We start from the raw sequence: 21,582 nt of genomic DNA, 5'->3' as shown, positions 1-21,582 counted from the left end.
AAATTCGCGCCCTTTGTGTTTTAATCAGCTCGTAACCTGCTGACCCTTCGTCGGATCGGGGATCACGACAATCGTGCTGCCATCGCGCACATTATTATAAAGATCGATCACATCCTGATTGAGCATGCGTATACATCCTGACGATACAGCCTTGCCGATGCTCCAGGCTTCCGGCGATCCATGAATGCGGTAAAGCGTATCCCGCCCGTCCTTGTGAATATACATCGCTCTTGCGCCAAGCGGGTTCTTGATCCCGGGGGGCATTCCGCCATTGGCAATGCTGTAGGGCTCCAGCGATGGCTGGCGGGCGACCATCTCGTCCGGGGGCGTCCACCGCGGCCATTGCCGCTTATAGGCAATTTTTGCACGTCCCGCCCATGCAAAACCATCACGCCCAACGCCGATACCGTATCGCATGGCTCGCCCATTGCCGAGCACATGATAAAGATATTTGTTCGGCGTATCGACGATGACCGTGCCTTTTACTTCGTCTGTCGGATAATCGACCTCCTGCCGCCAGAACTTGGGATCGACCTTGCTCGTGTCAACCGCAGGAATTGGGAATTGTTCTTCCGGCAATGCCTGGTACATCAGCGGCACGGGTCGCGAAGGTGCGGGTTGAGGCAGTTTTTTCACCGGCTGTGATGGCTGCGGCGGCACCGTCGAAACACAGCCCGACAACGCAATGGCGCTGGCACCGATAAGAAAGCCACGACGGCTGAAAGCAGCCTTCGCAAAGCCATGTGCAAGATTGTCTTGGGAATTTTTACGCGGCATCCTGGATCCCTAATAATGGCAGATGCGCGAAAAAAGGAGTTCAAGCTTAAGTCAGCCTTAAGGCCAGGCAATCTCGGCAGAAATCGGAGAACACCGCGACTGACTGTTGCTAAAATAACGATCCCTGATTTCCAGACTCCGGCGATGGCGTCCTTTTGCTTTGTGGAGACTTCGTAGTTTCATTTTCTTCGTGGCCCGCAACGACCGCCACGTCACCATCGCGAAACCGAACGGACAATGCATCACCAGCCGATACTGATGCAGCCTGCTTTACCGGTTTCCCTTCTGTATCGAAGACAACCGCGAAGCCGCGATCGAGAACGCTTTCATAAGAAAGCGTGCGCATAAGACGTTCCAACTCCTGACCGCGCCGTTTGGCTCTTTCTATGAGAAGCCGCACGGCCTGGTCGCGACGACGATCCAGCTGCTCTATCGAGAGGGTCGCAAGCTTCGTGCGCCGCAGTATCGGCTCAGCCGAAAGACGACTTGCCCGATGTGAGAAAGCAGTTCGCCGTTCGCGCAGAAATTTCTCAAGCGCACGGGGCAATCTTTGTTCAAGAACGGAAATCTGGCGTTCCAGTTCCGTGAACCGGCGTTGCAGAAGGCGCGGCGATAATTGTCGCGCATGGCCTTCAAAGTGAACACGCTTCTTTTGCGTATTGACGAACAGTGCCCGCGTAAGACGCGAAGCCGCTTCATCGAAGCGGCGACGCGGCAAAGCCAACAGTTGGTCTGCTGACGGAAGAGAACGCGCCGCTGAACGATGCATTTGCCGCTTCAGATCGATAAAGCGGGACATCGCCGACGAGAGCCGCGCGGATTGGCCAGCCAATGCTGCGACGAGGTCCGCCTTTACAGGAACCGCCATTTCCGCAGCGCCTGTCGGCGTGGGGGCACGAACATCCGCCGCAAGGTCTATCAAAGTCCAGTCGGTTTCGTGACCGACCGCCGAGATCACCGGTATATGCGATGCAGCAACAGCGCGCACCACAATCTCGTCATTGAAGCCCCACAGGTCTTCCAGACTGCCACCGCCGCGCGCCACGATCAGCACATCCGGCCTCGGAATGTCCCCGTCTTCGGGCAAAGCGTTGAAACCATCCACAGCGGCGGCTACTTCCGGCCCGCTCGTCTCGCCCTGCACACGCACGGGCCAGACGATGACATGCAGTGGATAGCGGTCTGAAATCCGGTGAATAATGTCGCGAATGACTGCCCCGGTTGGTGAAGTCACGACCCCGATCACACGGGGCATAAACGGCAGAAGCTGCTTGACGGCGGGATCGAACATGCCTTCCGATGCCAGCCGCCGTTTACGCTCTTCTAGAAGCGCCATCAGCGCTCCGGCGCCGGCAGGCTCCATCTGTTCGATGACGATCTGATATTTTGAAGAACCCGGATAGGTGGTGAGCTTGCCGGTGGCAATCACCTCCATCCCTTCTTCGGGCCGGAAACGCAGGCGGCTCATCGAACCGCGCCAGATCACCGCTTCGAGCCGCGAACGATCGTCTTTCAACGCGAAATAGGCATGTCCCGACGAATGCGGGCCACGATAGCCGGAAATTTCGCCGCGTACGCGCACATGCCCGAACGTATCCTCTACCGTGCGCTTCAACGCGCCGGAAATTTCGGAAACGCTATACTCGGCCACATTGGACGATGCGCCGGTAAAACTCGAATCGGAAGCCATGCTCATCCCATCATTGGCAACCAGAGAGCATGGCCGGTCAAGAAGCCATGCGGCGATTTACTGCGTCATCACCAGCCCGGCAGCAATTCATTGGCTCGCACCCTCCTCGTACGAACCGCCGGAAACGGCGAAATTTCCGCCGAAGCCATCGCGCCGGGTTGCGGTGACGATATATTGTCTAGACTTTCGATGATATGCTGCGCAAGTGCATCTACAACAGCGTTTTGTTTTGCGTGGCCCCGCATGATGCCGATGCCGAATTCCGGCAACATCCCAAACCCGTCAGCTTCACCAAGCACACGCATACCGGGGCGCAGCGCACATTCCGGCAGCACGGAGATTGCAAGTCCCGAAAGAACTGCGGCCGCGAGGACCGTCGCAGACCAGCTCGTGATGATGATGCGATAATCGCGTCTGGCTGCTTCCAGCACATCGATCGCGGCATGACGCCAGATGCAGGTTGGCCGTCCGACTGCAAGCGGCAGCACAGCTTCTTCATGCACTGCGTGGTTGGCAGATGTGACCCATAGCAACGGCTCAGTTCGGACAACTTCCGAACGACGTTTGTCGTCGCATTGGGTAACAAGGGCAATATCCAGTGTTCCGCGACGAATCATTTCATCGAGATTGACGGTTGGCTCGCACACGACCGACAATTCGACGCGGGGATTTGATCTCGCAAACCGCGCCATGATTTCAGGCAGAAACCGATCGGCATAATCGTCTGGCGTCCCGATCCGCACGTGTCCTTCCAGCTGGGTATCGTCAAATGCGGCGATAGTCTCGCCATTGAGCTGCATCATGCGACGCGCATAGAGCAAAAGCCGCTCGCCTTCTTCCGTGAGACGATTGGTCCTTCCGTCACGCTCGAACAAAGGCTTGCCGATACGCTCTTCCAGACGCCGCATCTGCATGGACACGGCGGATTGCGTCTTGAAAACAGCATCTGCGGCACGCGTAAAACTGCCCATATCCGCAATGGCGATGAAAGTCTGCAACTGATCGAGATCCAGAGGTGTACTCATTGGCGTCATCCATCATTATTATTGAAGAATGACATTAAAAACATTCGTTGGAACAATCAATTCGATTGTTGGATAAAGCCGCCATCGTAGAGGAAAAGGAGCCGCGAAAGCGAATGACCCTGGCGATAAGGATTACATAGACCCCGCTAAATCAAAGGAGAGCGGACATGACAGCGACAAGCAAGATGACGACCACACACTTACCGGCAGCGAGCGCACCGACTTCCACGCTCACGCAGATGGTGAAAGCCGTGTTTATGTCGATCGTGCGTCGCTGGACGTTTTCCCACGGTCGACGGCAAGTGCTGAATCTGAGCGACTTTGACGATCATATGCTGCGCGATATCGGGCTTCGCCGTGAGGATATTTACACGGCGGTCCATTATCGCGGGGCGGAAGATCCGACCCAAGTTCTGGGCGAGCTAGCGGATGCACGGCTGCGGATCAAGGCAACACGCCATATCTGCTGAAAGGCATCTTCCTGGAGTCAGAGGCCAACTCTCTGAACTCGCAGAGCGAACATCTGGCAGGCGCCACCTTCACATGCCGGGTCCCCTCTCGGCCAGCCTGCCTTCTTGCCCGGCCGCTCCTCCGCTGGCCGGGCTTTTTTTATGGGCTGGGTTCCGGGAAACAGTTCATTCGCACGACAATCCGCGCCAACCCGACCACTTAAAATCAGCGATTGCGGGATAACTGAAATCGCTGTGATTTTTTTCGAAGAAAAGTATTGCGTTCGGTGTTTGAGTTCGCTAGATGGAGGCCGTCGTGAACGAGCTAACGCTTCAATCACGCTTGCAAGCCTCCAATCGGAAGGCATTTGCAAATCCCTGCTGGGGGATAGTTTAAGGGTAGAACAGCGGACTCTGACTCCGTTAGTCTTGGTTCGAATCCAGGTCCCCCAGCCATTTGATTTCCTTACATAATTTCCGAAACAGCGGATAGGCTGCCCGCGTCCATTCTTCCCGATTGTTGAATTGATCAGCCGACAGCAATCAGCTTCCGGTACTCAAATCATATGTCGCGAGCCGGATTTTTGGTTCTCGGAGACACCTATCAGACCGAACATTACAAAAAATATCGTTCTGCTCTTGAACTTGCCAGATCCATGCACATTTGAAGAAATGCAGCGCCGGGCCCCTCTGGTCATGGCTACCGCTATGGCGATGTCGGGGCTGCTCCACTTGTTCAAATGGAGATGGTCCGGCGATGGATTCGCTTATTGTAGCCCTTTCGGGCGATTTTCTCGGCACACCTGTATATTTTTGGGCGGCATTTATCATTGTGGTCGTCGGCCTGCTCGTCTTCGATCTCGGCATTCTCCATCGTGACGAACACGAGATCGAAGCCAAGGAAAGCCTCCTGCTTTATGGCTTCTATGTTCTGATCGCACTCGCCTTCGGCGGCTGGGTCTGGTGGCAGCGCGGAGCGGCAGCCGGTCTGGAATTTTATACCGGCTATCTGATCGAGCAGAGCCTCGCGATGGACAACATGTTTGTTATCGCAACGATTTTCGGCTTTCTCGGCATCCCGCGCCTTTATCAGCATCGCGTCTTGTTCTGGGGTATTCTTGGCGTCATTGCCTTCAGGGCAATCCTGATCGGACTGGGCGCCGCACTTGTGCACGAGTTCAACTGGATTCTTTTCCTCTTCGGCGCGTTCCTCGTTTTCACCGGCTTCAAGATGTTCGGCCACAAAGATGAGACGCCCGACATCGAACAGAACGCCGTTTTCAGATTCCTGCGTCGGCGGTTCAACATCACCAGCGAGCTGCATGGCCGCAAATTCACGGTCAAGCAACCGCATCCGAAGACCGGCAAAATGGTTACCTGGCTGACACCACTGGCAGTTGCTCTGATCATGGTGGAAACAGTTGACCTCATCTTCGCAGTCGACTCAGTGCCAGCCGTCTTCGCTGTCACTCAGGACACGTTCATCGTCTACACTTCGAACATCTTTGCCGTTCTCGGCTTGCGCGCCCTTTATTTCGCACTCGCTGCTGCAATGAACCGGTTCCGCTATCTGCAGGTCTCGCTTGCCATCATTCTGGTGCTGATCGGCATCAAGATTTTCCTCGTGCCGCTGGGTGTTCACATCAACACGTTGCTTTCGCTTGTCGTGACGCTCGCCATCCTCGCGAGCGGTGTACTTTACTCGCTTTATAAAACCCGCAACGAGCCTGACATGACCGTCGAGGACCTCGCCAAACAGCACCACATCGAAAACTGATCGAAAGCAGCTCCAACCACGAAAAGGCTGGCGTTAACCGCCGGCCTTTCTGTCTATACAGTCCGCCCCCATTACTATCTGAGCATATGAGAATTTATGGGTAGCACCCGCGAGATTGTCTCGATATGAGTGCGCCATGACACGCAAAGGCCAAGGCTATCTCTTCACGCTTCTCGCGGTTACCATTTTTGCGACGCAGGATGGTATCTCGAAGTACCTCGGCACCCATTATTCGCCCATCCTGATAACGATGATCCGCTATTGGGTCTTTGCAGTGTTCGTTCTTCTGCTTGCTGCTCGCTCCGGCGGCATTGCAAAGGCCGCGGCAACGAAACGCCCCCTCCTTCAGCTTTTCCGCGGTCTTCTGCTTGCTGCTGAAATCGTTACATTCATCTTCGCCCTCAGTCGCGCCGGCATGGCAACGGCACAATCGATCTTTCAGGGTGCGCCGCTATTGGTGACGATGCTCTCCGTACCGTTCCTCGGTGAAAAGGTCGGCTGGCGACGATGGACGGCAATCATCGTGGGGTTGATCGGCGTTTTGCTGATTATCAATCCGGTGAACGCGACATTCGATGCCAGCCTGCTATTGCCGGTAGCGGCGATGGTCATGTTTGCCGTCTACGCTGTCGCGACGCGCGCCGTCAGCAAAAGTGACGATGCCATGACAAGCTTTTTCTATACCGGCGTGGCGGGCGCGGTCGCTCTCACCTTTGTCGGTAGCTTCTATCTCATGCCGATTGCCAGAAGCGACTGGTTCTGGATGGCAGCGCTGTGCGCCTGCGGTATAGCGAGCCACTACTTCCTCATCCGCGCCTATGACATTCTCGAGGCTGGAGAAGTGCAGCCGCTCACCTATCTGCAGCTTGTTATCGGCGCCTGCATTGCGGTCACGGTGTTCGACGAACAGTTGTCATGGAACATCATCGTAGGGGCGACTATCGTTGTTGGCGCCGGACTGTTCTCGGTCTTCCGCGAACGGCAGCTTGGTAAAAGCAAGCCGCCGACGCTCGGCTAGGCAGAACTTATCGAATTGATTGGCCAAAACGTCGCTTGACCCGGCGCTCTGGCTTGACCTGCCGAGAGTGCAGGTCCTTTTATGTCTTCTGTACAGTGCAAGCAGGGTCGAGCGGGTATGACATGACGCAGACAGTCGCATCGCATATCACTTCCATCAAAACCGACTGCGCGATTGCAGGCGGAGGGCCAGCAGGTTTGATGCTGGGTCTTCTGCTTGCCCGCTCAGGCGTGAACGTGACGGTTCTTGAGAAGCATTCGAATTTTCTACGGGATTTTCGCGGCAATACAATTCACCCGTCCACTCTTCAGATCATGCATGAACTCGGTTTGCTGGACGGGCTCCTTGCGTTACCCCATACCAAGGCATATCGGCTAAACGCGGAAATCGGTGGTCAGGACATAACCATCGCGGATTTTTCGAAGATTCCGGCGCAATGCCGATTCATTGCTTTCATGCCGCAATGGGAGTTTCTCGATTATATCGCACGTGAAGCTGCGAAATACCCCAACTTCAAACTCATCATGCCGGCCAGCGTGGTGGAACTGATTGAACGGGACGGCAATGTTACCGGTCTCGTCGCGGCAACGCCCGATGAAACGATCAATATCAGCGCCAAGCTCGTGGTGGGTGCCGACGGCAGAAACTCCGTGGTGCGCGCAAAAGCCGGTATGGAGATCGAGAGCTTTGGTTCGCCAAGCGAGATACTCTGGATGAAATTATCTCACCTTGCCAACGACCCGCCCTATACGATGGGGCATGGCGGACCCCGGCAAGGTTTTGTGATGATCGATCGTGGTGATTACTGGCAATGCGGTTACGTGCTCCGCAAACAGTCTTTCACCGAGGTAAAACAAAAGGGGCTCGAGGCATTCAGGGAAGCGGTAGCGAAAGTGTCCCCATTGCCCGCTGACCGAATGGATGAAATACATACGTGGGATGACGTCCATCTGCTGAGTGTACGCATTGATCGGCTGAAGAAATGGTGGAAACCGGGACTTTTATGCATCGGGGACGCCGCCCATGCCATGTCGCCTATCGGCGGGTTCGGAGTTAATCTCGCCATTCAGGATGCCGTTGCGGCAGCGAATATTCTGGCTGCACCGCTCAAGGGCAACGTGGCCTTATCCCGTCACCTCGCAGCCGTCGAGGCGCGACGCCGCTTTCCAACAAAGGCAACGCAGAAGCTGCAGCTGATGATGCGCAGCGATCGCCGCAAACGCGAAACGAATGACACAAGACAAGATGGACCGCCCGCTTTCATGCGTCATCTCGCCCGCTGGCCAATACTGGCCCATCTCGCCGGCAGACTGATTGGGGTCGGCTTCCGCCCGGAGCACGTCCGCAACAAGTGAGCGGAAGATTTCAGTCTATATCGTCGAGTTCGTCGTGAATTCCGGCAACAATCTCCAGCCGCTGTTGCGCCGATTTGCCTGCGAGCGAAGCGTAGGTCAATGCGAGAAGCCGAATGGCGCTGCTGACTGCCGTATAAGATGCCCCCAATGCAAAACTGTCCACATGGCACGGCAGGACGACACGAGCATAACGCTGCGCCTCCGAAACCGATCCCCGGTCCGTAATAGTCACGATATTCAGCCGGCTGGTAACGGCATATTCGAGAATTTGTTTCAGCAAAGCCCGATGCGGCGGCAGCGTGATCAGCAACAACACGTCTTTCGGGCCGGTCATGGCCAGATCTTCAGCCCACGAACCCTGATTGATGCCAAGAATCATCACACTGTGCCGCAGCCTTGAAAACAGAAGGCGCGCGTACCGTGCGAACCCTTCCTCATCGCCCATTCCGATCACCCAGACGCGCGGCGCGGCAGCGATCATTTCCGCAGCCTCGCGCATCTTGTCGGAACGCAGCGCCTCGAAGGTTCGCGTGATATTGGCGATCTCCAGATCGAGATGCGCGCTGATGGTACGCACCAACGGCACTTCTTCGTCAATTGCAGCCGAATATTCATATGGTTCGGTGCGATTGCGCTCCTCACGCGCCTGGAGTTTTACTTCATTGAAATCGGCATAACCAAGATGCTGAAAGAAACGAGCCGTCGTTGCCTTGGATACACCGGCCATCTCCGCGATTTCGGTAGCGGAATGAATAAGAATATCGTCCTCGCGTTCAAGAACAAGCTGCGCGATTTTCTGCTCTCCTGCCGTGAGCTTTGCGTAGCGCTCTTGTATGCGCAGTACCAGACGTGAAGCCATGTGCGTTTATTCCGAATCTCTAATGCACTAAAAAAGCTTATCATTGCCTCTTGCAATACTGAAACATTTGTTTCATTGATAGTGAAACATTGAAATTCATGGAATCTCCATGGCGTACTCCCGCAATACCCGGCAGCGCATATGGGAGCGACTGAAAGATGTCGCACGCCCCGATGCACGCTTCCACCTCAAATTTTCGGAATTCATTCCAGATTTTGAAGGTGTCGAGACAGCTACCGATCAATTGCTGGCGCTGGAAGGGTTTGCAAAGGCCAATCTGGTTTTTGTTACCCCGGATAATTCCATGATCGAGTTGCGCCGTCGCCTGATCATGTCGGGTACACCATTCATCATGCCGACCTACGGCATGCAGCGCGGCTTTCTCCTGCTGGAACCGGGATCCGTTCCCCCGGGGCTGGAGAAAGCCGCAGCCTGGCTTGACGGAATGGAACATTTCGGCCGGCCGGTCAGTCTTGAGGACTTGACCCATATCGGTCGTTTTGATGTCATCGCGACTGGCGCATCCGCTGTTTCCATCGACGGAGTCCGTTTTGGCAAGGGCCATGCATTCTTCGATCTGGAATGGGGCATGTTCACCGATCTGGGGCTTGCCGACGAGCAATCCCCGATCGTAGCAGCTGTGCATGATGTGCAGATCGTGGAAGAGCGCCTTAACGTTTCCGACAAAGATATCGCACTCGATTTCATCGCCACGCCCAGCCGCCTGATAGAAGTAACGCGTAATCGCCGCCGCCCCCGCGGCATCCGCTGGAACGACGTTTCAGCGGAAGAGATCCAGTCGATCCCGCCGCTGCGTGAGCTTGCGCGGATGCGTGGCATTGCCTGACAATTCAGCACCAAAAAGGAAGATTCAATGAATATTGCCCTGGATCGCCGCCGTTTTCTTGGACTGATGAGCGCCGCAGCCGCTTTGCCTGCGATGAGCCGTTTTGCCCGTGCGGATACGCCATTCAACTTTCAGGCTTCCTGGATAAACGATGCCGAATTCAGCGGCTATTTCATTGCGGCCGACAAGGGATTTTATCGTGAAGAGGGTCTGGACCTGAATTATATTTCCGGCGGCCCCGATGTCATTCCCGAGAGCACCATCATCGCGGGCAAGGCTGACCTGACCCTCACCACCCCTGATACGACAATCAAGGCCATCGTCGAACAGGGGGCGCCTTTCAAGATCATTGGCGCCCAGTATCAAAAGAACCCTATCGGCATTGTTTCGCTCGCCAAGAACCCGATCAAGGAGCCGAAGGACCTGATCGGCAAGACCCTCGCCGTACCGCCGGTCAACGTCATCTCGGTTGAAGCCATGCTGAAGATTTCCGGCATCGAGCCTTCTCAGGTCAACATCGTTCCTTATGCATATGATCCGACGCCGCTCATCAAAGGCGAAATCGATGCCTCGCTTGACTTCACGACCAATGTTCCCTTCACCATCAAGCAGGCTGGAGAAGAGGCTGTGTCCTTCCTGCTCTATGATTTCGGCTTTACGATCTTCAACGATACGGTTGTCGTAACGGAAGAGACGCTGAAATCGAAGCGCAAGGAAATCGTTTCGTTCCTTCGCGCAAGCCGCAAGGGCTGGATTGAAAACCTCAAGGACCCGGCAGCCTACCCGCCGAAATTTGCCGACAGCTGGTTCAAGGGAACGGGGCGGTCAATCGAAAACGAAATCTATTTCAACACCACGCAGAAGCCGCTGATCGAAACGCCTGACGGCATATTCTCCATGAGCGAGGAAGCCATTGAGAAAACGATCACGGCGCTCGGCACTATCGGCATCGCCGCCAAGCGCGACCATTTCGACACAACGCTTCTCGAAGAGATTTGATGCCTGAAATGTCCGGGATCAAACTTGAAGATGTGACGCGCTCCTTTTCGGGGCGCGGCACGAATGTAACTGCGCTTTCCGACGTTTCACTCGAATGCCCGACCGGTTCCCTTACCGCACTCATCGGGCCGTCCGGGTGCGGCAAGTCCACCATGTTGCGTCTGGCGCTTGGTCTCGACCAGCCCGATAAAGGCTCGATTTCCGTCATGGGCAAAAGCCCGATCGAGGCCGCAAAAGCCGGGCTGACGGGTGTGGCTTTTCAGGACGCGGCGCTCATGCCGTGGCGTAATGTCGAAGATAATATTGCTTTGCCGCTGGATGTTCTCGGCCTGCCCCGTTCCGCCAAGGCAGAACGGATCGCCGAACTGATCGCTCGTGTCGGCCTGAAAGGCTTCGAAAAATCGCTTCCCGGTGAGCTTTCCGGCGGCATGCGCCAGCGCGTCGCCATCGCCCGCTCTCTGGTAACCGATCCGCGCGTCCTGTTTCTGGACGAGCCTTTCGGCGCCCTCGACCAGATATTGCGCCGCCAGATGAACATCGAGCTTCAACGCATTTGGCTTGAAAGCAAGGCGACTACGCTGCTTGTCACCCATGGGATAGACGAAGCGGTCTTTCTCGCCGACCGGATCGTGGTGATGCACAGCCGCCCCGGACGCATCGCGCAGATCATCGATATTCCGCTGGAGCGTCCACGCAGTCCCGAAATATTCAGCACGCCGCAATTCCATGCGCTGGAGGACGCCGTCGCGGAGGCTTTGCATGGCTGACGTGAAGCCGTCCAACCATCTCTCGACCTTGCGCAACTGGATTATCCTTCTTGCGATATGGGAGTTGTGCGGCCGCTTCTCGCTGATCGCTGATGGCGCCCTGCCCGCGCCTTCCGCGATTTTGACCCGCCTTTGGATAGACCGTGCCGACTATCCCGCCCATCTCCTAGCCACACTTCAGGGTGCGGGTGCGGGCTTTATCATCGGCAACCTTATCGCGGTTGCAGCAGGCATCCTGTTCGCTCTGTTTCCCGCTGCCGCCAAACTGGGGCGCGGCGTCAACATCGCGATCTTTGCGCTGCCGCCGATAGCGATCTCGCCCATTCTGGTACTGACTTTTTCAGGAATGACACCGCGCATCACGCTGGCGGCGCTCGGTTGTTATTTCATCACAATGGCTGCCACCGTAACCGGCATCAGCCAGACAGACCGCCGCATGATCGACATCGTCCGCGCCTATGGCGGCAACCGATGGAAAGTGTTGCGCCTGGCGCAATTGCGATCTGCATTGCCGTCGACCCTCGCGGGTCTGCGCATTGCCGCTCCGAATGCTGTTTTAGGTTCCATTCTGGCCGAGTTCGGCGGCGGTGGTCGTTTCGGTCTCGGCGCCTATTTGATCGGTTCGCTCGGGCGAGCCGAACCGACCAGACTCTGGGGTATCGGCCTCTGCGCCACCTCTCTTGCCGGGCTGGCCTATGCGCTTTTTTCCGTTCTTGCTAAAATCCTGACTGGCAGCACGAAGGCTATCACGGTCCCGTCAAGCGCTCCGAACTTTGAACCTCGCGGGTCTCGCAGCCTGAATTTTGTCCTCACCATCTGTTCAATCGCGCTTCCGTTCGTCTTGTGGTGGCTGCTTCTGGTCAGCATGGGAACACCGGCCATGATTGCCAAGACACCGGTCGGACTGTTCGACTATCTGTTCCTCGCCCCGTCAGCTGCTCCCGCGCAGGCAAAATTGCTGACAGCACTTTCGCAAACTTTGCCGCTCACATTTCTCGGCATGGCCGCAGGCATTGTCTTCGCCTTCGCCCTTGCCGTGGCGTCAATTGCCAGACCCGCCATCGTGCGCGGCTTCATGCCGATCGCCCTTGTGACGCAGACAATGCCGCTCGTCGCGCTGACGCCCCTGCTCGTCCTGCTGCTGGGACGCGGGCCGTCCGTCATTCTCTGGATCACTATTTCGGTTACATTTTTTCCCGCCTTCGTGACCATGGCGCAAGGCATGGCACTGGTTCCGCGTGCTGCACTGGATGTCCCCCGCGCATACGGCGCGAGCGTCTGGAAACAAATTCGCCTAGTATCCGTGCCTGCTTCCCTGCCCTATCTCTTTGCCGCCATTCGCCTGGCCGTGCCGCGCGCGCTGCTCGGCGTCATGATCGCCGAATGGCTGGCAACGGGTACAGGCCTTGGAAACCTTCTCAACCAGTCTCGCGGATATCTTGACTATGGCATGATCTGGGCCGTTGCCGTGGTGTCCGTCCTGTTGTCCGTTTTTTTCTATCAAATCGTAGCCCTCTGCGAGCGCAAGGTACTCGCACGCCGGGGCATGAACCCGGCAAACTGAAATGCAAGGAGTCCCCATGGAAATCACCGATCACAAAGCTTCCGTTCGCGAACGTGTATGGAACGAGCTGCGCAAGGTCGCCGTTCCAGATAGCCGTTTCCATTTCGACTTTGGGGAATTCATCGCGGACTTCGAAGGCGGCGAGGAGGCGGTGGCCCGTCTCACAAGCCATCATTACTATCAGAATGCCGATTTCATTTTCATCACACCCGATAATTGCCTTGATCGTCTCCGCCTGCAGGCGTTGAAAGACGGCAAGACCGTTCTGATAACAACTTATTCGATCAAGCGCGGTTTCTGGGTGCTCGACCCGAAGCTGATTTCGTCGGATCTCTATCTTTATGCCTCCACGCTCGACGGGATGGAGCGCGTGGGACAACCGGTAACGCTGAAAGATATCTCGGCCATGCCTGTGGTGGACTACATGGTCACAGGCACTGGCGCGATTAATCTCGAAGGCGTCCGCTTCGGCAAGGGGCATGGCTTCTTCGATGCCGAATGGGGCATGCTATACCAGCTTGGCCGTATCACGGCTGCAACACCAGCGGCCGCTGTCGTTCACGACTGTCAGGTATTGAGCGAAAAGCTGACGCCCGATGTTTACGACACGGTGGCGGACGTGATTTTCACGCCGACCCGCACCATTGAGGTGAAGGACCCGCACAAGCCAACCTGTGGGATCATCTGGGACCGTCTCGACCCCGTCATGTACGAGACAATCCCCCCACTTCAGGAATTGAAGGCCATGGGGCTGTAAGCATCATGCTCTGAAACCTGAAAAGCCGGATGGGTCTGCCCTCCGGCTTTTCAGTTACATACCAATCACGAGCTTCCCCGCAATAGACCACATCGTAACCGCGATAACGCCTTCCAGGATACGCCACGAAGAAGGCCGAGCAAAAATCGGACGCAGCCAGCGCGCACCGAAACCCAGCGAAAAGAAGAACACGAAGGACGCGGTGATAGCCCCCGCGGCGAAAGACGTTTCAAAACCCGGAAACTGCGTGGAGATTGTTCCCAGAAGAACGACCGTATCCAGATAGACGTGCGGATTAAGCCATGTCAGCGCGAGACAGGTCGCCAGCGTCTTGGTCAGGCTTACGGACGCCCCGTTCGCCGTCGCCAGCGCGGCAGACGACGTAAAGGCAGAATGAAGGCTTCGCGCACCGTACCAGATGAGGAAAGCCGCACCGCCGTAGCGCATGACAGGATCAAGCGTTGGCATGACGGCAGCGATCTTCTGGAAGCTTGTGACACCGATCAGGATCAGGATGGCATCCGATATGGCACAAGCAAGGCTTACAGCGAACACGTGCTCATCGCGTAGCCCTTGCCGCAGGACAAAGGCGTTTTGAGCACCGATGGCAACGATGAGGGTAAGGCCCATGGTGAGGCCGGTGACATAGATTGAAGCATTCATAAATGGTCGCCGTCTGGGAGCAAGTTAGGCACTTGATACCGAAAGTCAGGGAGTTAGAATAGTTAAACTTTATAATTCTGATTAAGGAATACTAATGATCGACTATTCCGCCTTGAGAGCAGTGGCGATGGTGGTTCAGACAGGCAGCTTTGAGAAGGCCGCGCGGGCTTTGAACGTAACCCCTTCCGCGATCTCGCAACGCGTCAAACATCTCGAAGAGCGGCTTGGAGTCGTCCTCATTGAGCGAGGCTCTCCGTGCGCAGCCACGGAAAAGGGCGACTGGCTCTGTCGTCATATCGAACAGGTGGGCATGCTCGAACGCGAACTTCTGGCGGAATTGCCAGGGCTGTCCGGCAGCGAAAATACTGCACAGCGCGTAACGCTCCATATTGCGACCAATGCCGACAGTCTGGGCACATGGTTTCTGAAAGCCATCTCGCAGTTCAGCACGGCATCGGACTATCTTTTCAACATAGCAGTCGATGATCAGGATCATACTGCCGAATGGTTGCGGCGCGGGCGTGTGGTTGCCGCCGTCACTGCCCTGCACAAACCCGTTCAGGGCTGCCGTCTCACCCCGCTTGGCGTGCTCCGCTATCGGGCTACCGCCTCCCCTGAATTCATCGCACAGCATTTTCCGGAGGGCATAACCCGCAACGCTATTGCCAAGGCTCCAGCACTGACATTCAACCAGAAGGACAGGCTACAGGATGCATGGGTACGCACCGTCCTAAAAACCGATATGGCTTGCCCCACACATTGGCTTCCATCGACGCAGGCCTTCGTCGATGCCAGCTTGTCCGGCATGGGATGGGGGATGAATCCGGTGCAATTGGTGGACCAACATTTGACGTCCGGGCGGCTGGTTGAGCTGATCCCGGACACGCCGCTGGATATTCCGTTGTTCTGGCAGGTCAACCGCCTCGCGGCAGACAGGCTTGCAGATCTTACACAGATGGTCTTGTCGACCGCGCGACAGGAACTCTCCCCTTCGCGGGAATAAACCGGCTCGCTTCTGCCAAATTTATTGGCGCGCATCCTGATGGCGCGAAATGCGCTTTCAAAAAAACGCATGGAAACAAAAAGCTATAGCTCCGATGTGATCGAAGCCGTGCTAAAAACAGATAGCCGGGGTAAGGTTTTTCTTCCCCTGACGGTCAATCACTATCTGTTTTCTTGAATGTGAACAGCGATTGAGCGATCCATAGACGATGAAGCTCCTGTTTCTCATCGCTGCGCTGATCGCCCTTGTTTTCCTCGGCTGCTATTTGCAGATGTTCTTTGCCGTGCCGTGAAGGTCAGTTAATCCCGTTTCCGGCCTCCAGAAGTCGCAGAGACGGAATGTTCGAGACAGCAATGTCCGCAAAAAAGGCAGGATCAATGATCCTGCCCGGTTTGTGCAACGCCGGCCGCTTCTTCGCAGACCCTGACATGTTCTGCCAGCGCCTCGAGTTGCAAGAAGGCGCTGATGCTACAGATATCCCGCTTCTGAAACTTGGGAAGCTCCTGAAGCTCCTTCAATCTGGTGAGAAGTGCACCGCGGTTCATGGTTTCTCCCTCCATCTTTCTGGCTATCCGCAAGATTGGTGTTAATCAGGCTGCCCGCACCTTCGCTTTCGTTTTCAAGGGAAGTTCGATATCGACTTCGAGCGTCGACATCTGGTCGCCCCGGTCCATTTTCACGCTGACCTTGTCGCGATCAATCTGGATATGTTTGGCGATGACAGCGAGGATTTCCTCCCGCAACACCGCAACCAGATCAGAATGTTCGTGTGACGCCCTTTCATGGGCGAGCAAAACCTGCAAGCGTTCGCGCGCTTGTGGCGCGGAAGCAGGCTTGCTGAAAAAACGAAACAGGCTCATGCCGCTCTCCTTCCGAAAAGTTTACCCAGAAGGCCGCGCTTTTCGGATGGAACAGTCATCGGCACTTCTTCACCGGCAAGGCGGCGGGCTGCGTCGAGATAAGCCAATGCAGGCGCACTGCGCTGATCGGCAAGCGTCACGGGTGAACCAATATTGGAAGCCCGCAGAACGTCCTGGCTTTCCGGGATGATGCCGAGAAGCGGAATGGACAGAATTTCGAGAACGTCATCAACCTTCAGCATGTCGCCGCGTTCGGCGCGCACCGGATCATAACGGGTCAGCAGAAGATGCTTTTCGACACGTTCGCCGCTTTCGGCCTTGAGTGTCTTGGCATCGAGCAAGCCGATAATGCGATCGGAGTCACGCACCGACGACACTTCAGGATTCGTTACAACGACCGCCATATCCGCATGGCGCATGGCAAGCGTGGCTCCGCGCTCGATCCCGGCAGGGCTGTCGCAAATGATCCAGTCGAACTCTTTCTTGAGCTCTTCCATGACGCGGTCAACGCCGTCAATGGTCAGGTTATCCTTGTCGCGGGTCTGGGAGGCCGGGAGCAGATACAGCGTCTCAAGGCGTTTGTCCCGAATCAAAGCCTGCGGAAGCTTGGCATCGCCCTGAATGACATTGACCAGATCGAACACGACACGGCGTTCCGCCCCCATGACGAGGTCGAGGTTGCGCAGGCCGACATCGAAGTCGATAACGACAGTTTTCTCGCCGCGTTGCGCCAGCGCGGCGCCGATTGCAGCGGTCGATGTCGTTTTGCCAACGCCACCCTTACCGGAAGTTACAACAATCACTTTTGCCATATTTGTCTCCTGTATCTCCCGCGCGCCTCCAGAGCATCCGTTACCGGGTATAGAAAATGCTCTGCTTTTCTTTTGTGGCACTCAAACGTGCCTGACAATTTGGTTGGGCATACGCTTTCCCGCAGCGCTTTTGCCCTTAAACGAGCTAGCTAGCTCAGCGTTTCCGCCATCATATAATCGCCATCGAGCCAGAGCTGGACAGCCTGTCCACGCAATCTGCTCTCCATGTCCTCGGCCGTCTTGTAGAGGCCGTCGATAGCGACAAGCTCGGCTTCCATCTTGCGGCAAAAAATGCGCGCATTGGCGTTTCCGGCTGTTCCGGCCATCGCACGACCGCGCAATGCTCCGTAAACGTGGATCGAACCGCCCGCCACCACTTCCGCACCCGATGCAACAGAACCGACAATCGTCACATCGCCGTCAGGAAAATAAACCGACTGGCCGGATCGAACCGGCTCGGTCACAACCATGGAAGGCACGGCCTTGACGAGCTGTACCGATGCTGGCGCAACCGGTGCATGTTCCCTCGGTTTCGTTTCCACAATCTCCGGGTCGAAATCGGCGGCTGGTTGCCCCCCACGCATCGCAGGCGGCATGCCGGGACCCAAAAGAGAAGGCCTGGCATTTTCGAAGCCGGTAATCCACACGCCACGGCTCACCAGATCCTCAAGCAGCTGAACCAGTTGCGGGCGCTCGATCGATACATTCTCCAGATCGAGAACAATCGGGCGGTTCAGGAAGAACCCCACTGAACGTGCTGCCAAATCATCCAGCTTGTCGAGCCAGCCGTCGAGCGGTAGTTCAGGCGAGAGCACCAGCGCCAGAAAGGACCTCCCTTTCAAGCGGATTGGACGAGACTGTGTTAGCACTTGATTCATCTTGGTTAAAAAACGGTTTATCCGGTCTATATGCGCAATGGTTAACAGATGGTTAATTTCTGAAGCCTGAATGATCCCGACAGCCAAGGCAGTCGGCTCTTTTTTGACACTCAGAGCATAACAATTGGATTCGCGATCCACTCCAGGCACAGAACGCAACATTGTACCCGTACGGAATGCCGAAATCGCTTCCAGCCGGGAAACGACTCAACTTTCTCTCGATTATAGCCGGATATCTTGACCGATAATTGCCGTATCTTCACCCTTCCACAGAAGACGCAGCGGAAAATATAAAATTAAATTTCAATCAAATGTGACGTTACGTAATGTATTACAAATTTATAATATGTTTTTATTATGAGATGTGGGGAGATAATTTTAGGCATCACCAAGAATAATCAAGTTTCTGCCGCACCAATTAAAAGTATACTCTAATTCATTTGCAATTTTTCTATACCCGTCGAATGGATAGTCGGTATTTTCATGCCCTCCAGCCAGAGGCCTCATAAACAAACTCAAGCACAAAATTCGCGCCATCCCATCAAGAAACCTTCATCGCGGTGACGAGGAATATAGCGATAGAACAATTGCTGTTTTCCGGTCGTCTTTTTGCTTCATCGAACACAGCTATAAAGTGGGCCTCTGCGCATTATCCAACGCAAAGCCGCTTCGCACTTTTGCTGAAAATACTCCAGCTGCAATCGGCAAATTCTGCCGAAGATGCCCGAATACGAAATATATCTTGGAAGGTTCCGCTCAAAGGAACCGCCTCGCGTTTGGGCGGGGGGCTTAGGGGCGCGAGGCGGGCGAGCTCTCAGGAGTGCACGCACTAGGAAAATGGAACGTTAGCTCCGATTCTGGAACTAACAATACGTTCCAGCGTGAAAAAATACGTGATTGCAGTGCAAAAAAGCCCGAATAGTTGGGGGAGGACCATTGCGGGTCACCGGACTCCGCAATCTGTAACCCGTCGGGTCTGCTCGCTCAATTCACAAGCTTGCAATGCTGATATGCACTGTCACCCGCACCCAAATTAAAAACCGCCTCGCAGCGAATGAACGCGCTGAGGCGGCGTACCTCCTCCGAAAGCCCCCAATCGAAGAAGATGGCAGGAACTTACTCACAGCTTTGCCGAAAATAAATAGACAATTTATCGGTACACTTGAAAATCCGGTGAACAAATCGCCCAAGAGTTGAAGACCGCTCGAACTTCGAATTTTCCGCGTCGATATCTTTGGCGGGAGGCTCGGCTGAGGGAAGACCCGCTTCCATTCTGCGGCGCATGGCTTCCACTGTGAGATCAGCTTGAGCTTTTACCGCCACCGTCCGATAAACATACATAAATTTCAGTAATTTCTGAAAATTATAGAGTTTTATAAAGGGGTTGCTTTCTGAATGAGCGTGTTTATTGTTCCCTCCACTTGGAGGAGGGAGTACCGCCCCAGCGCGCTCGATCGCTGCGGGGCGGTTTCTTTTTAGCTACCCGAAAATGCATATCTGCCTTGCAGCATTGCCCCTTGTAAGCGGCAGCCCCTACCCCTATCTTGGCGTTGTTCGGTTTTACTCCTCCTCCCAAAAACCGAACCCAAAGCGCGATACTCCTCCTCCCAATCGCGCTTTATAGATCCGCCCACTGCACACTCCTCCTCCCAGTGCAGTGGGCGTTCTCTTTTCTGGCCTCTCCCCGAACTCCTCATTGACTTTCTTCAATCCGAACTGATGATGCGCTGGCTCTTTCAGTTGTTTTAAGGGTTGAGGGATAATTTCGGTACTCGGCGCGGCAGGGGAGCGGGGTTCCATGTATTTTAGCAAGATTTTCAATTCCGCCAGGCGGGTGCACGGGGCGCCCTTGTTCTGGCTGGCTTTAGTTCTGCTCTTGCAGATCGTACTTCTGTCGTTGAGGCTTAATGCGCCGATCGGCCCCATGTATTGGGACAGCTACATCTATTTTGATGCTGCCCAGCGCATAAGAATGGGGCAGATTCCGAACGTGGACTTCTCCACCCCCGCAGGACCGCTTGGTTATTATCTGTTTGCGTGGGGACAAACCTTGTTTCCAAAAGCGCAACCGCTGTTGCTCGTTCAATGGTCTCTTTTGGCTATCGCGGCGCCTCTGATGGCATGGGTGCTGGCGCAGCTTCAACCCCGGAACCAGATGACCGGTTTTCTTCTTCTTGTTCCATTTCTGGTTTTCGCGGTCTTTCCGGCCAATACACAGAGCTTTTATCCCTATCCCGGATTGGATGGCTTCGGGATTTATAACCGCCACACGTCGCTCCTGCTTTACGTGCTGATATGCGGCCTGATGTTCAGGCGTGACGGCGCGAAGCTTGCGCTTTTTTGCGCGGCGGTCATGCTTGCACTCTTCCTTATGAAGATTACGGGCTTTCTTGCAGGCGGCTTATTCGGTCTTGCGGCGCTTCTGGCGGGAAGAATCTCAATTCGCAGCGTAGCGCTGGCTGCTATGACCGCCATCACGGCGCTGTTGGCTCTGGAACTGAATAATGGAATTATCAGCGCGTATGTTCGCGATATCACGACATTGATCGCATTGAATGAAGAGGCGCTATTGCCGCGCTTCCTCACCGTCATATCGTTGAAACTCGATGTCATCGTCCCGGCAGCGGTTCTCGTTCTGGCCCTTTTCTGGAGGGAGCAGCGCCTACCCGGAACGCAAGGCCGCTTCTTCGATCGGGGTTCCGTCTGGCTCGCCATCGGGCTTCTGGGCGGCGTCATTCTTGAAACGCAGAACACCGGCAGTCAGGAATTCATTTTTCTTTGGCCCATCCTGCTCATGATCTTTCGACGCGTGAAAGCCGGCAGCGAGAAGTTCAAGATCGTCTTCGTCACGCTTGTCGCCTTCTGTGTCATTCCGACTTTCACCAAGGTCACACACCGCACCTTGCGAGCCGTGGCCGTCGCGCCGACTTATGTTCAACCCTCTTTGCCGAAGTTGAAGAACTCGGGCCAAGTGCTTACGCGGCCTGATTTCCTGAAGCGGGCAGAACTTTTCCAATCCCATTATCCAGAGAACAATGCCGCCTATGACGTATTGGCCAAACAGGGCCAGCTGCCCAGTTGGCAGCTTTATTCGGAAATTGACTTTCAGGTTTTCTGGCTCCTTTCTGCAAACCAGATGGTGGAGGATTTGAAAACCTTCGAAACCCGCAACAATATCCGCCTGCAAAGCATCATGTCGCTCGACTTCGTCAATCCGTTCGCCTGGATTTTGGACCGCGACGCCACACGGCATATCCAGATCGGCGCTGACCCGTTCCGCACGGTGCCTGCTCTGTCCGAACGAACGAAAGCCGCCGTGGAAGCAACCGATGGTATATTGCGTCCGAAATGTCCGACGACGACCAATCGTCTTGCCCTGCAGGAAATATACGCCGAAGCGCTAAAGGATCGCTCCGTTATCGCTTTGAACCCGTGCTGGGATTTGCTGCTTCGCCACGGTCTTATTCCGTAAGCGGAATCCA

The 21,582-nt window shown here is 55.4% G+C and carries 20 protein-coding genes and 1 tRNA gene; 12 read left to right on the top strand and 9 right to left on the bottom strand.

Features of this window, described 5'->3' with window-relative positions; translation table 11 throughout:
* Positions 1-24 precede the first annotated feature (24 nt).
* The 3 genes from AC0TNJ_RS16410 to AC0TNJ_RS16400 all read right to left on the bottom strand — a co-directional run bounded on the left by AC0TNJ_RS16410 (position 25) and on the right by AC0TNJ_RS16400 (position 3,492).
* Complete coding sequence (locus AC0TNJ_RS16410; protein WP_473771707.1) at positions 25-777, bottom strand: L,D-transpeptidase; 753 nt, start codon at positions 775-777, stop codon at positions 25-27.
* A 109-nt stretch (positions 778-886) separates the two neighbouring features.
* Entirely contained in the window at positions 887-2,467 is a 1,581-nt protein-coding gene (gene xseA / locus AC0TNJ_RS16405; protein ID WP_473771706.1) for an exodeoxyribonuclease VII large subunit, read from the bottom strand.
* 68 nt (positions 2,468-2,535) lie between these two features.
* Positions 2,536-3,492, bottom strand: a complete 957-nt coding sequence (locus AC0TNJ_RS16400) for a LysR substrate-binding domain-containing protein (RefSeq protein WP_122001105.1) — start codon at positions 3,490-3,492, stop codon at positions 2,536-2,538.
* Between the two features lie 167 nt (positions 3,493-3,659).
* Between AC0TNJ_RS16400 and AC0TNJ_RS16395 the strand changes: the two genes are divergently transcribed.
* From AC0TNJ_RS16395 to AC0TNJ_RS16375, 5 genes are all read left to right on the top strand, one after another.
* Entirely contained in the window at positions 3,660-3,962 is a 303-nt protein-coding gene (locus tag AC0TNJ_RS16395) for a DUF1127 domain-containing protein (RefSeq protein WP_473771705.1), read from the top strand.
* A 361-nt stretch (positions 3,963-4,323) separates the two neighbouring features.
* A tRNA-Gln gene (locus tag AC0TNJ_RS16390) sits at positions 4,324-4,397 on the top strand.
* Positions 4,398-4,698: 301 nt separating this feature from the next.
* Complete coding sequence (locus tag AC0TNJ_RS16385; RefSeq protein ID WP_473768219.1) at positions 4,699-5,718, top strand: TerC family protein; 1,020 nt, start codon at positions 4,699-4,701, stop codon at positions 5,716-5,718.
* 136 nt (positions 5,719-5,854) lie between these two features.
* Positions 5,855-6,736 (top strand): DMT family transporter, encoded by an 882-nt coding sequence (locus tag AC0TNJ_RS16380; protein WP_473771704.1) that lies wholly within the window; start codon positions 5,855-5,857, stop codon positions 6,734-6,736.
* Positions 6,737-6,858: 122 nt separating this feature from the next.
* Complete coding sequence (locus AC0TNJ_RS16375; protein ID WP_473771783.1) at positions 6,859-8,091, top strand: FAD-dependent oxidoreductase; 1,233 nt, start codon at positions 6,859-6,861, stop codon at positions 8,089-8,091.
* A 10-nt stretch (positions 8,092-8,101) separates the two neighbouring features.
* Here AC0TNJ_RS16375 and AC0TNJ_RS16370 read toward each other — a convergent pair whose 3' ends face one another.
* Positions 8,102-8,950, bottom strand: a complete 849-nt coding sequence (locus AC0TNJ_RS16370) for a MurR/RpiR family transcriptional regulator (protein ID WP_473768222.1) — start codon at positions 8,948-8,950, stop codon at positions 8,102-8,104.
* Between the two features lie 109 nt (positions 8,951-9,059).
* On the opposite strand from AC0TNJ_RS16370, the gene AC0TNJ_RS16365 reads away from it, so the two are divergent.
* From AC0TNJ_RS16365 to AC0TNJ_RS16345, 5 genes are read left to right on the top strand one after another with little or no spacing between them, the layout of a single operon-like run.
* Complete coding sequence (locus AC0TNJ_RS16365; protein ID WP_122001113.1) at positions 9,060-9,797, top strand: 5-formyltetrahydrofolate cyclo-ligase; 738 nt, start codon at positions 9,060-9,062, stop codon at positions 9,795-9,797.
* Positions 9,798-9,824: 27 nt separating this feature from the next.
* Positions 9,825-10,796, top strand: a complete 972-nt coding sequence (locus AC0TNJ_RS16360) for an ABC transporter substrate-binding protein (protein WP_473771703.1) — start codon at positions 9,825-9,827, stop codon at positions 10,794-10,796.
* On the top strand, positions 10,796-11,563 hold the full coding sequence (locus AC0TNJ_RS16355) for an ABC transporter ATP-binding protein (RefSeq protein ID WP_473771702.1): 768 nt from the start codon (positions 10,796-10,798) through the stop codon (positions 11,561-11,563). Before AC0TNJ_RS16360 ends, AC0TNJ_RS16355 begins: the two co-directional genes overlap by 1 nt.
* Entirely contained in the window at positions 11,556-13,127 is a 1,572-nt protein-coding gene (locus AC0TNJ_RS16350) for an ABC transporter permease (protein WP_473771701.1), read from the top strand. Before AC0TNJ_RS16355 ends, AC0TNJ_RS16350 begins: the two co-directional genes overlap by 8 nt.
* 16 nt (positions 13,128-13,143) lie before the next feature.
* The gene (locus AC0TNJ_RS16345) at positions 13,144-13,884 is read left to right on the top strand and encodes a 5-formyltetrahydrofolate cyclo-ligase (RefSeq protein WP_122001228.1); all 741 of its coding nucleotides are present in this window, start codon (positions 13,144-13,146) and stop codon (positions 13,882-13,884) included.
* Positions 13,885-13,938: 54 nt separating this feature from the next.
* Here AC0TNJ_RS16345 and AC0TNJ_RS16340 read toward each other — a convergent pair whose 3' ends face one another.
* Positions 13,939-14,547, bottom strand: coding sequence for a LysE/ArgO family amino acid transporter (locus AC0TNJ_RS16340; protein ID WP_473771700.1), 609 nt, complete (start codon positions 14,545-14,547; stop codon positions 13,939-13,941).
* 94 nt (positions 14,548-14,641) lie between these two features.
* Here AC0TNJ_RS16340 and AC0TNJ_RS16335 point away from each other — a divergent pair, with 94 nt between their 5' ends.
* Positions 14,642-15,550: a LysR family transcriptional regulator ArgP gene (locus AC0TNJ_RS16335; RefSeq protein WP_473771699.1), complete on the top strand. Its 909-nt coding sequence runs from the start codon at positions 14,642-14,644 to the stop codon at positions 15,548-15,550.
* Positions 15,551-15,924: 374 nt separating this feature from the next.
* On the opposite strand, the gene AC0TNJ_RS16330 is transcribed toward AC0TNJ_RS16335, so the two are convergent.
* The 4 genes from AC0TNJ_RS16330 to minC form a co-directional block, all read right to left on the bottom strand.
* Complete coding sequence (locus AC0TNJ_RS16330; RefSeq protein WP_006468450.1) at positions 15,925-16,095, bottom strand: hypothetical protein; 171 nt, start codon at positions 16,093-16,095, stop codon at positions 15,925-15,927.
* Positions 16,096-16,140: 45 nt separating this feature from the next.
* On the bottom strand, positions 16,141-16,410 hold the full coding sequence (gene minE, locus AC0TNJ_RS16325; RefSeq protein ID WP_006468449.1) for a cell division topological specificity factor MinE: 270 nt from the start codon (positions 16,408-16,410) through the stop codon (positions 16,141-16,143).
* Positions 16,407-17,222 carry a septum site-determining protein MinD gene (minD, locus tag AC0TNJ_RS16320; protein WP_122001119.1) on the bottom strand — a complete coding sequence of 272 codons (816 nt, stop codon included), beginning with the start codon at positions 17,220-17,222 and terminating at the stop codon, positions 16,407-16,409. The genes minE and minD overlap by 4 nt, the downstream gene beginning before the upstream one ends.
* Before the next feature lie 149 nt (positions 17,223-17,371).
* The gene (gene minC / locus AC0TNJ_RS16315; RefSeq protein ID WP_473771698.1) at positions 17,372-18,100 is read right to left on the bottom strand and encodes a septum site-determining protein MinC; all 729 of its coding nucleotides are present in this window, start codon (positions 18,098-18,100) and stop codon (positions 17,372-17,374) included.
* A 1,798-nt stretch (positions 18,101-19,898) separates the two neighbouring features.
* Here minC and AC0TNJ_RS16310 point away from each other — a divergent pair.
* Positions 19,899-21,572, top strand: a complete 1,674-nt coding sequence (locus AC0TNJ_RS16310; RefSeq protein ID WP_473771697.1) for a hypothetical protein — start codon at positions 19,899-19,901, stop codon at positions 21,570-21,572.
* Positions 21,573-21,582 lie beyond the last annotated feature (10 nt).

This window comes from Ochrobactrum sp. PL_is483, from assembly GCF_055816855.1.
Note: the sequence above shows the minus strand (reverse complement) of the source record. Positions and strands in the feature narration are given on the sequence as shown.

Excerpts from the sequence above, each read along its gene's own strand:
- AC0TNJ_RS16410 (WP_473771707.1), bottom strand. The coding sequence starts at position 777 with ATGCCGCGTAAAAATTCCCAAGACAATCTTGCACATGGCTTTGCGAAG.
- xseA (WP_473771706.1), bottom strand. The coding sequence starts at position 2,467 with ATGGCTTCCGATTCGAGTTTTACCGGCGCATCGTCCAATGTGGCCGAG.
- AC0TNJ_RS16400 (WP_122001105.1), bottom strand. The coding sequence starts at position 3,492 with ATGAGTACACCTCTGGATCTCGATCAGTTGCAGACTTTCATCGCCATT.
- AC0TNJ_RS16395 (WP_473771705.1), top strand. The coding sequence starts at position 3,660 with ATGACAGCGACAAGCAAGATGACGACCACACACTTACCGGCAGCGAGC.
- AC0TNJ_RS16385 (WP_473768219.1), top strand. The coding sequence starts at position 4,699 with ATGGATTCGCTTATTGTAGCCCTTTCGGGCGATTTTCTCGGCACACCT.
- AC0TNJ_RS16380 (WP_473771704.1), top strand. The coding sequence starts at position 5,855 with ATGACACGCAAAGGCCAAGGCTATCTCTTCACGCTTCTCGCGGTTACC.
- AC0TNJ_RS16375 (WP_473771783.1), top strand. The coding sequence starts at position 6,859 with ATGACGCAGACAGTCGCATCGCATATCACTTCCATCAAAACCGACTGC.
- AC0TNJ_RS16370 (WP_473768222.1), bottom strand. The coding sequence starts at position 8,950 with ATGGCTTCACGTCTGGTACTGCGCATACAAGAGCGCTACGCAAAGCTC.
- AC0TNJ_RS16365 (WP_122001113.1), top strand. The coding sequence starts at position 9,060 with ATGGCGTACTCCCGCAATACCCGGCAGCGCATATGGGAGCGACTGAAA.
- AC0TNJ_RS16360 (WP_473771703.1), top strand. The coding sequence starts at position 9,825 with ATGAATATTGCCCTGGATCGCCGCCGTTTTCTTGGACTGATGAGCGCC.
- AC0TNJ_RS16355 (WP_473771702.1), top strand. The coding sequence starts at position 10,796 with ATGCCTGAAATGTCCGGGATCAAACTTGAAGATGTGACGCGCTCCTTT.
- AC0TNJ_RS16350 (WP_473771701.1), top strand. The coding sequence starts at position 11,556 with ATGGCTGACGTGAAGCCGTCCAACCATCTCTCGACCTTGCGCAACTGG.
- AC0TNJ_RS16345 (WP_122001228.1), top strand. The coding sequence starts at position 13,144 with ATGGAAATCACCGATCACAAAGCTTCCGTTCGCGAACGTGTATGGAAC.
- AC0TNJ_RS16340 (WP_473771700.1), bottom strand. The coding sequence starts at position 14,547 with ATGAATGCTTCAATCTATGTCACCGGCCTCACCATGGGCCTTACCCTC.
- AC0TNJ_RS16335 (WP_473771699.1), top strand. The coding sequence starts at position 14,642 with ATGATCGACTATTCCGCCTTGAGAGCAGTGGCGATGGTGGTTCAGACA.
- AC0TNJ_RS16330 (WP_006468450.1), bottom strand. The coding sequence starts at position 16,095 with ATGAACCGCGGTGCACTTCTCACCAGATTGAAGGAGCTTCAGGAGCTT.
- minE (WP_006468449.1), bottom strand. The coding sequence starts at position 16,410 with ATGAGCCTGTTTCGTTTTTTCAGCAAGCCTGCTTCCGCGCCACAAGCG.
- minD (WP_122001119.1), bottom strand. The coding sequence starts at position 17,222 with ATGGCAAAAGTGATTGTTGTAACTTCCGGTAAGGGTGGCGTTGGCAAA.
- minC (WP_473771698.1), bottom strand. The coding sequence starts at position 18,100 with ATGAATCAAGTGCTAACACAGTCTCGTCCAATCCGCTTGAAAGGGAGG.
- AC0TNJ_RS16310 (WP_473771697.1), top strand. The coding sequence starts at position 19,899 with ATGTATTTTAGCAAGATTTTCAATTCCGCCAGGCGGGTGCACGGGGCG.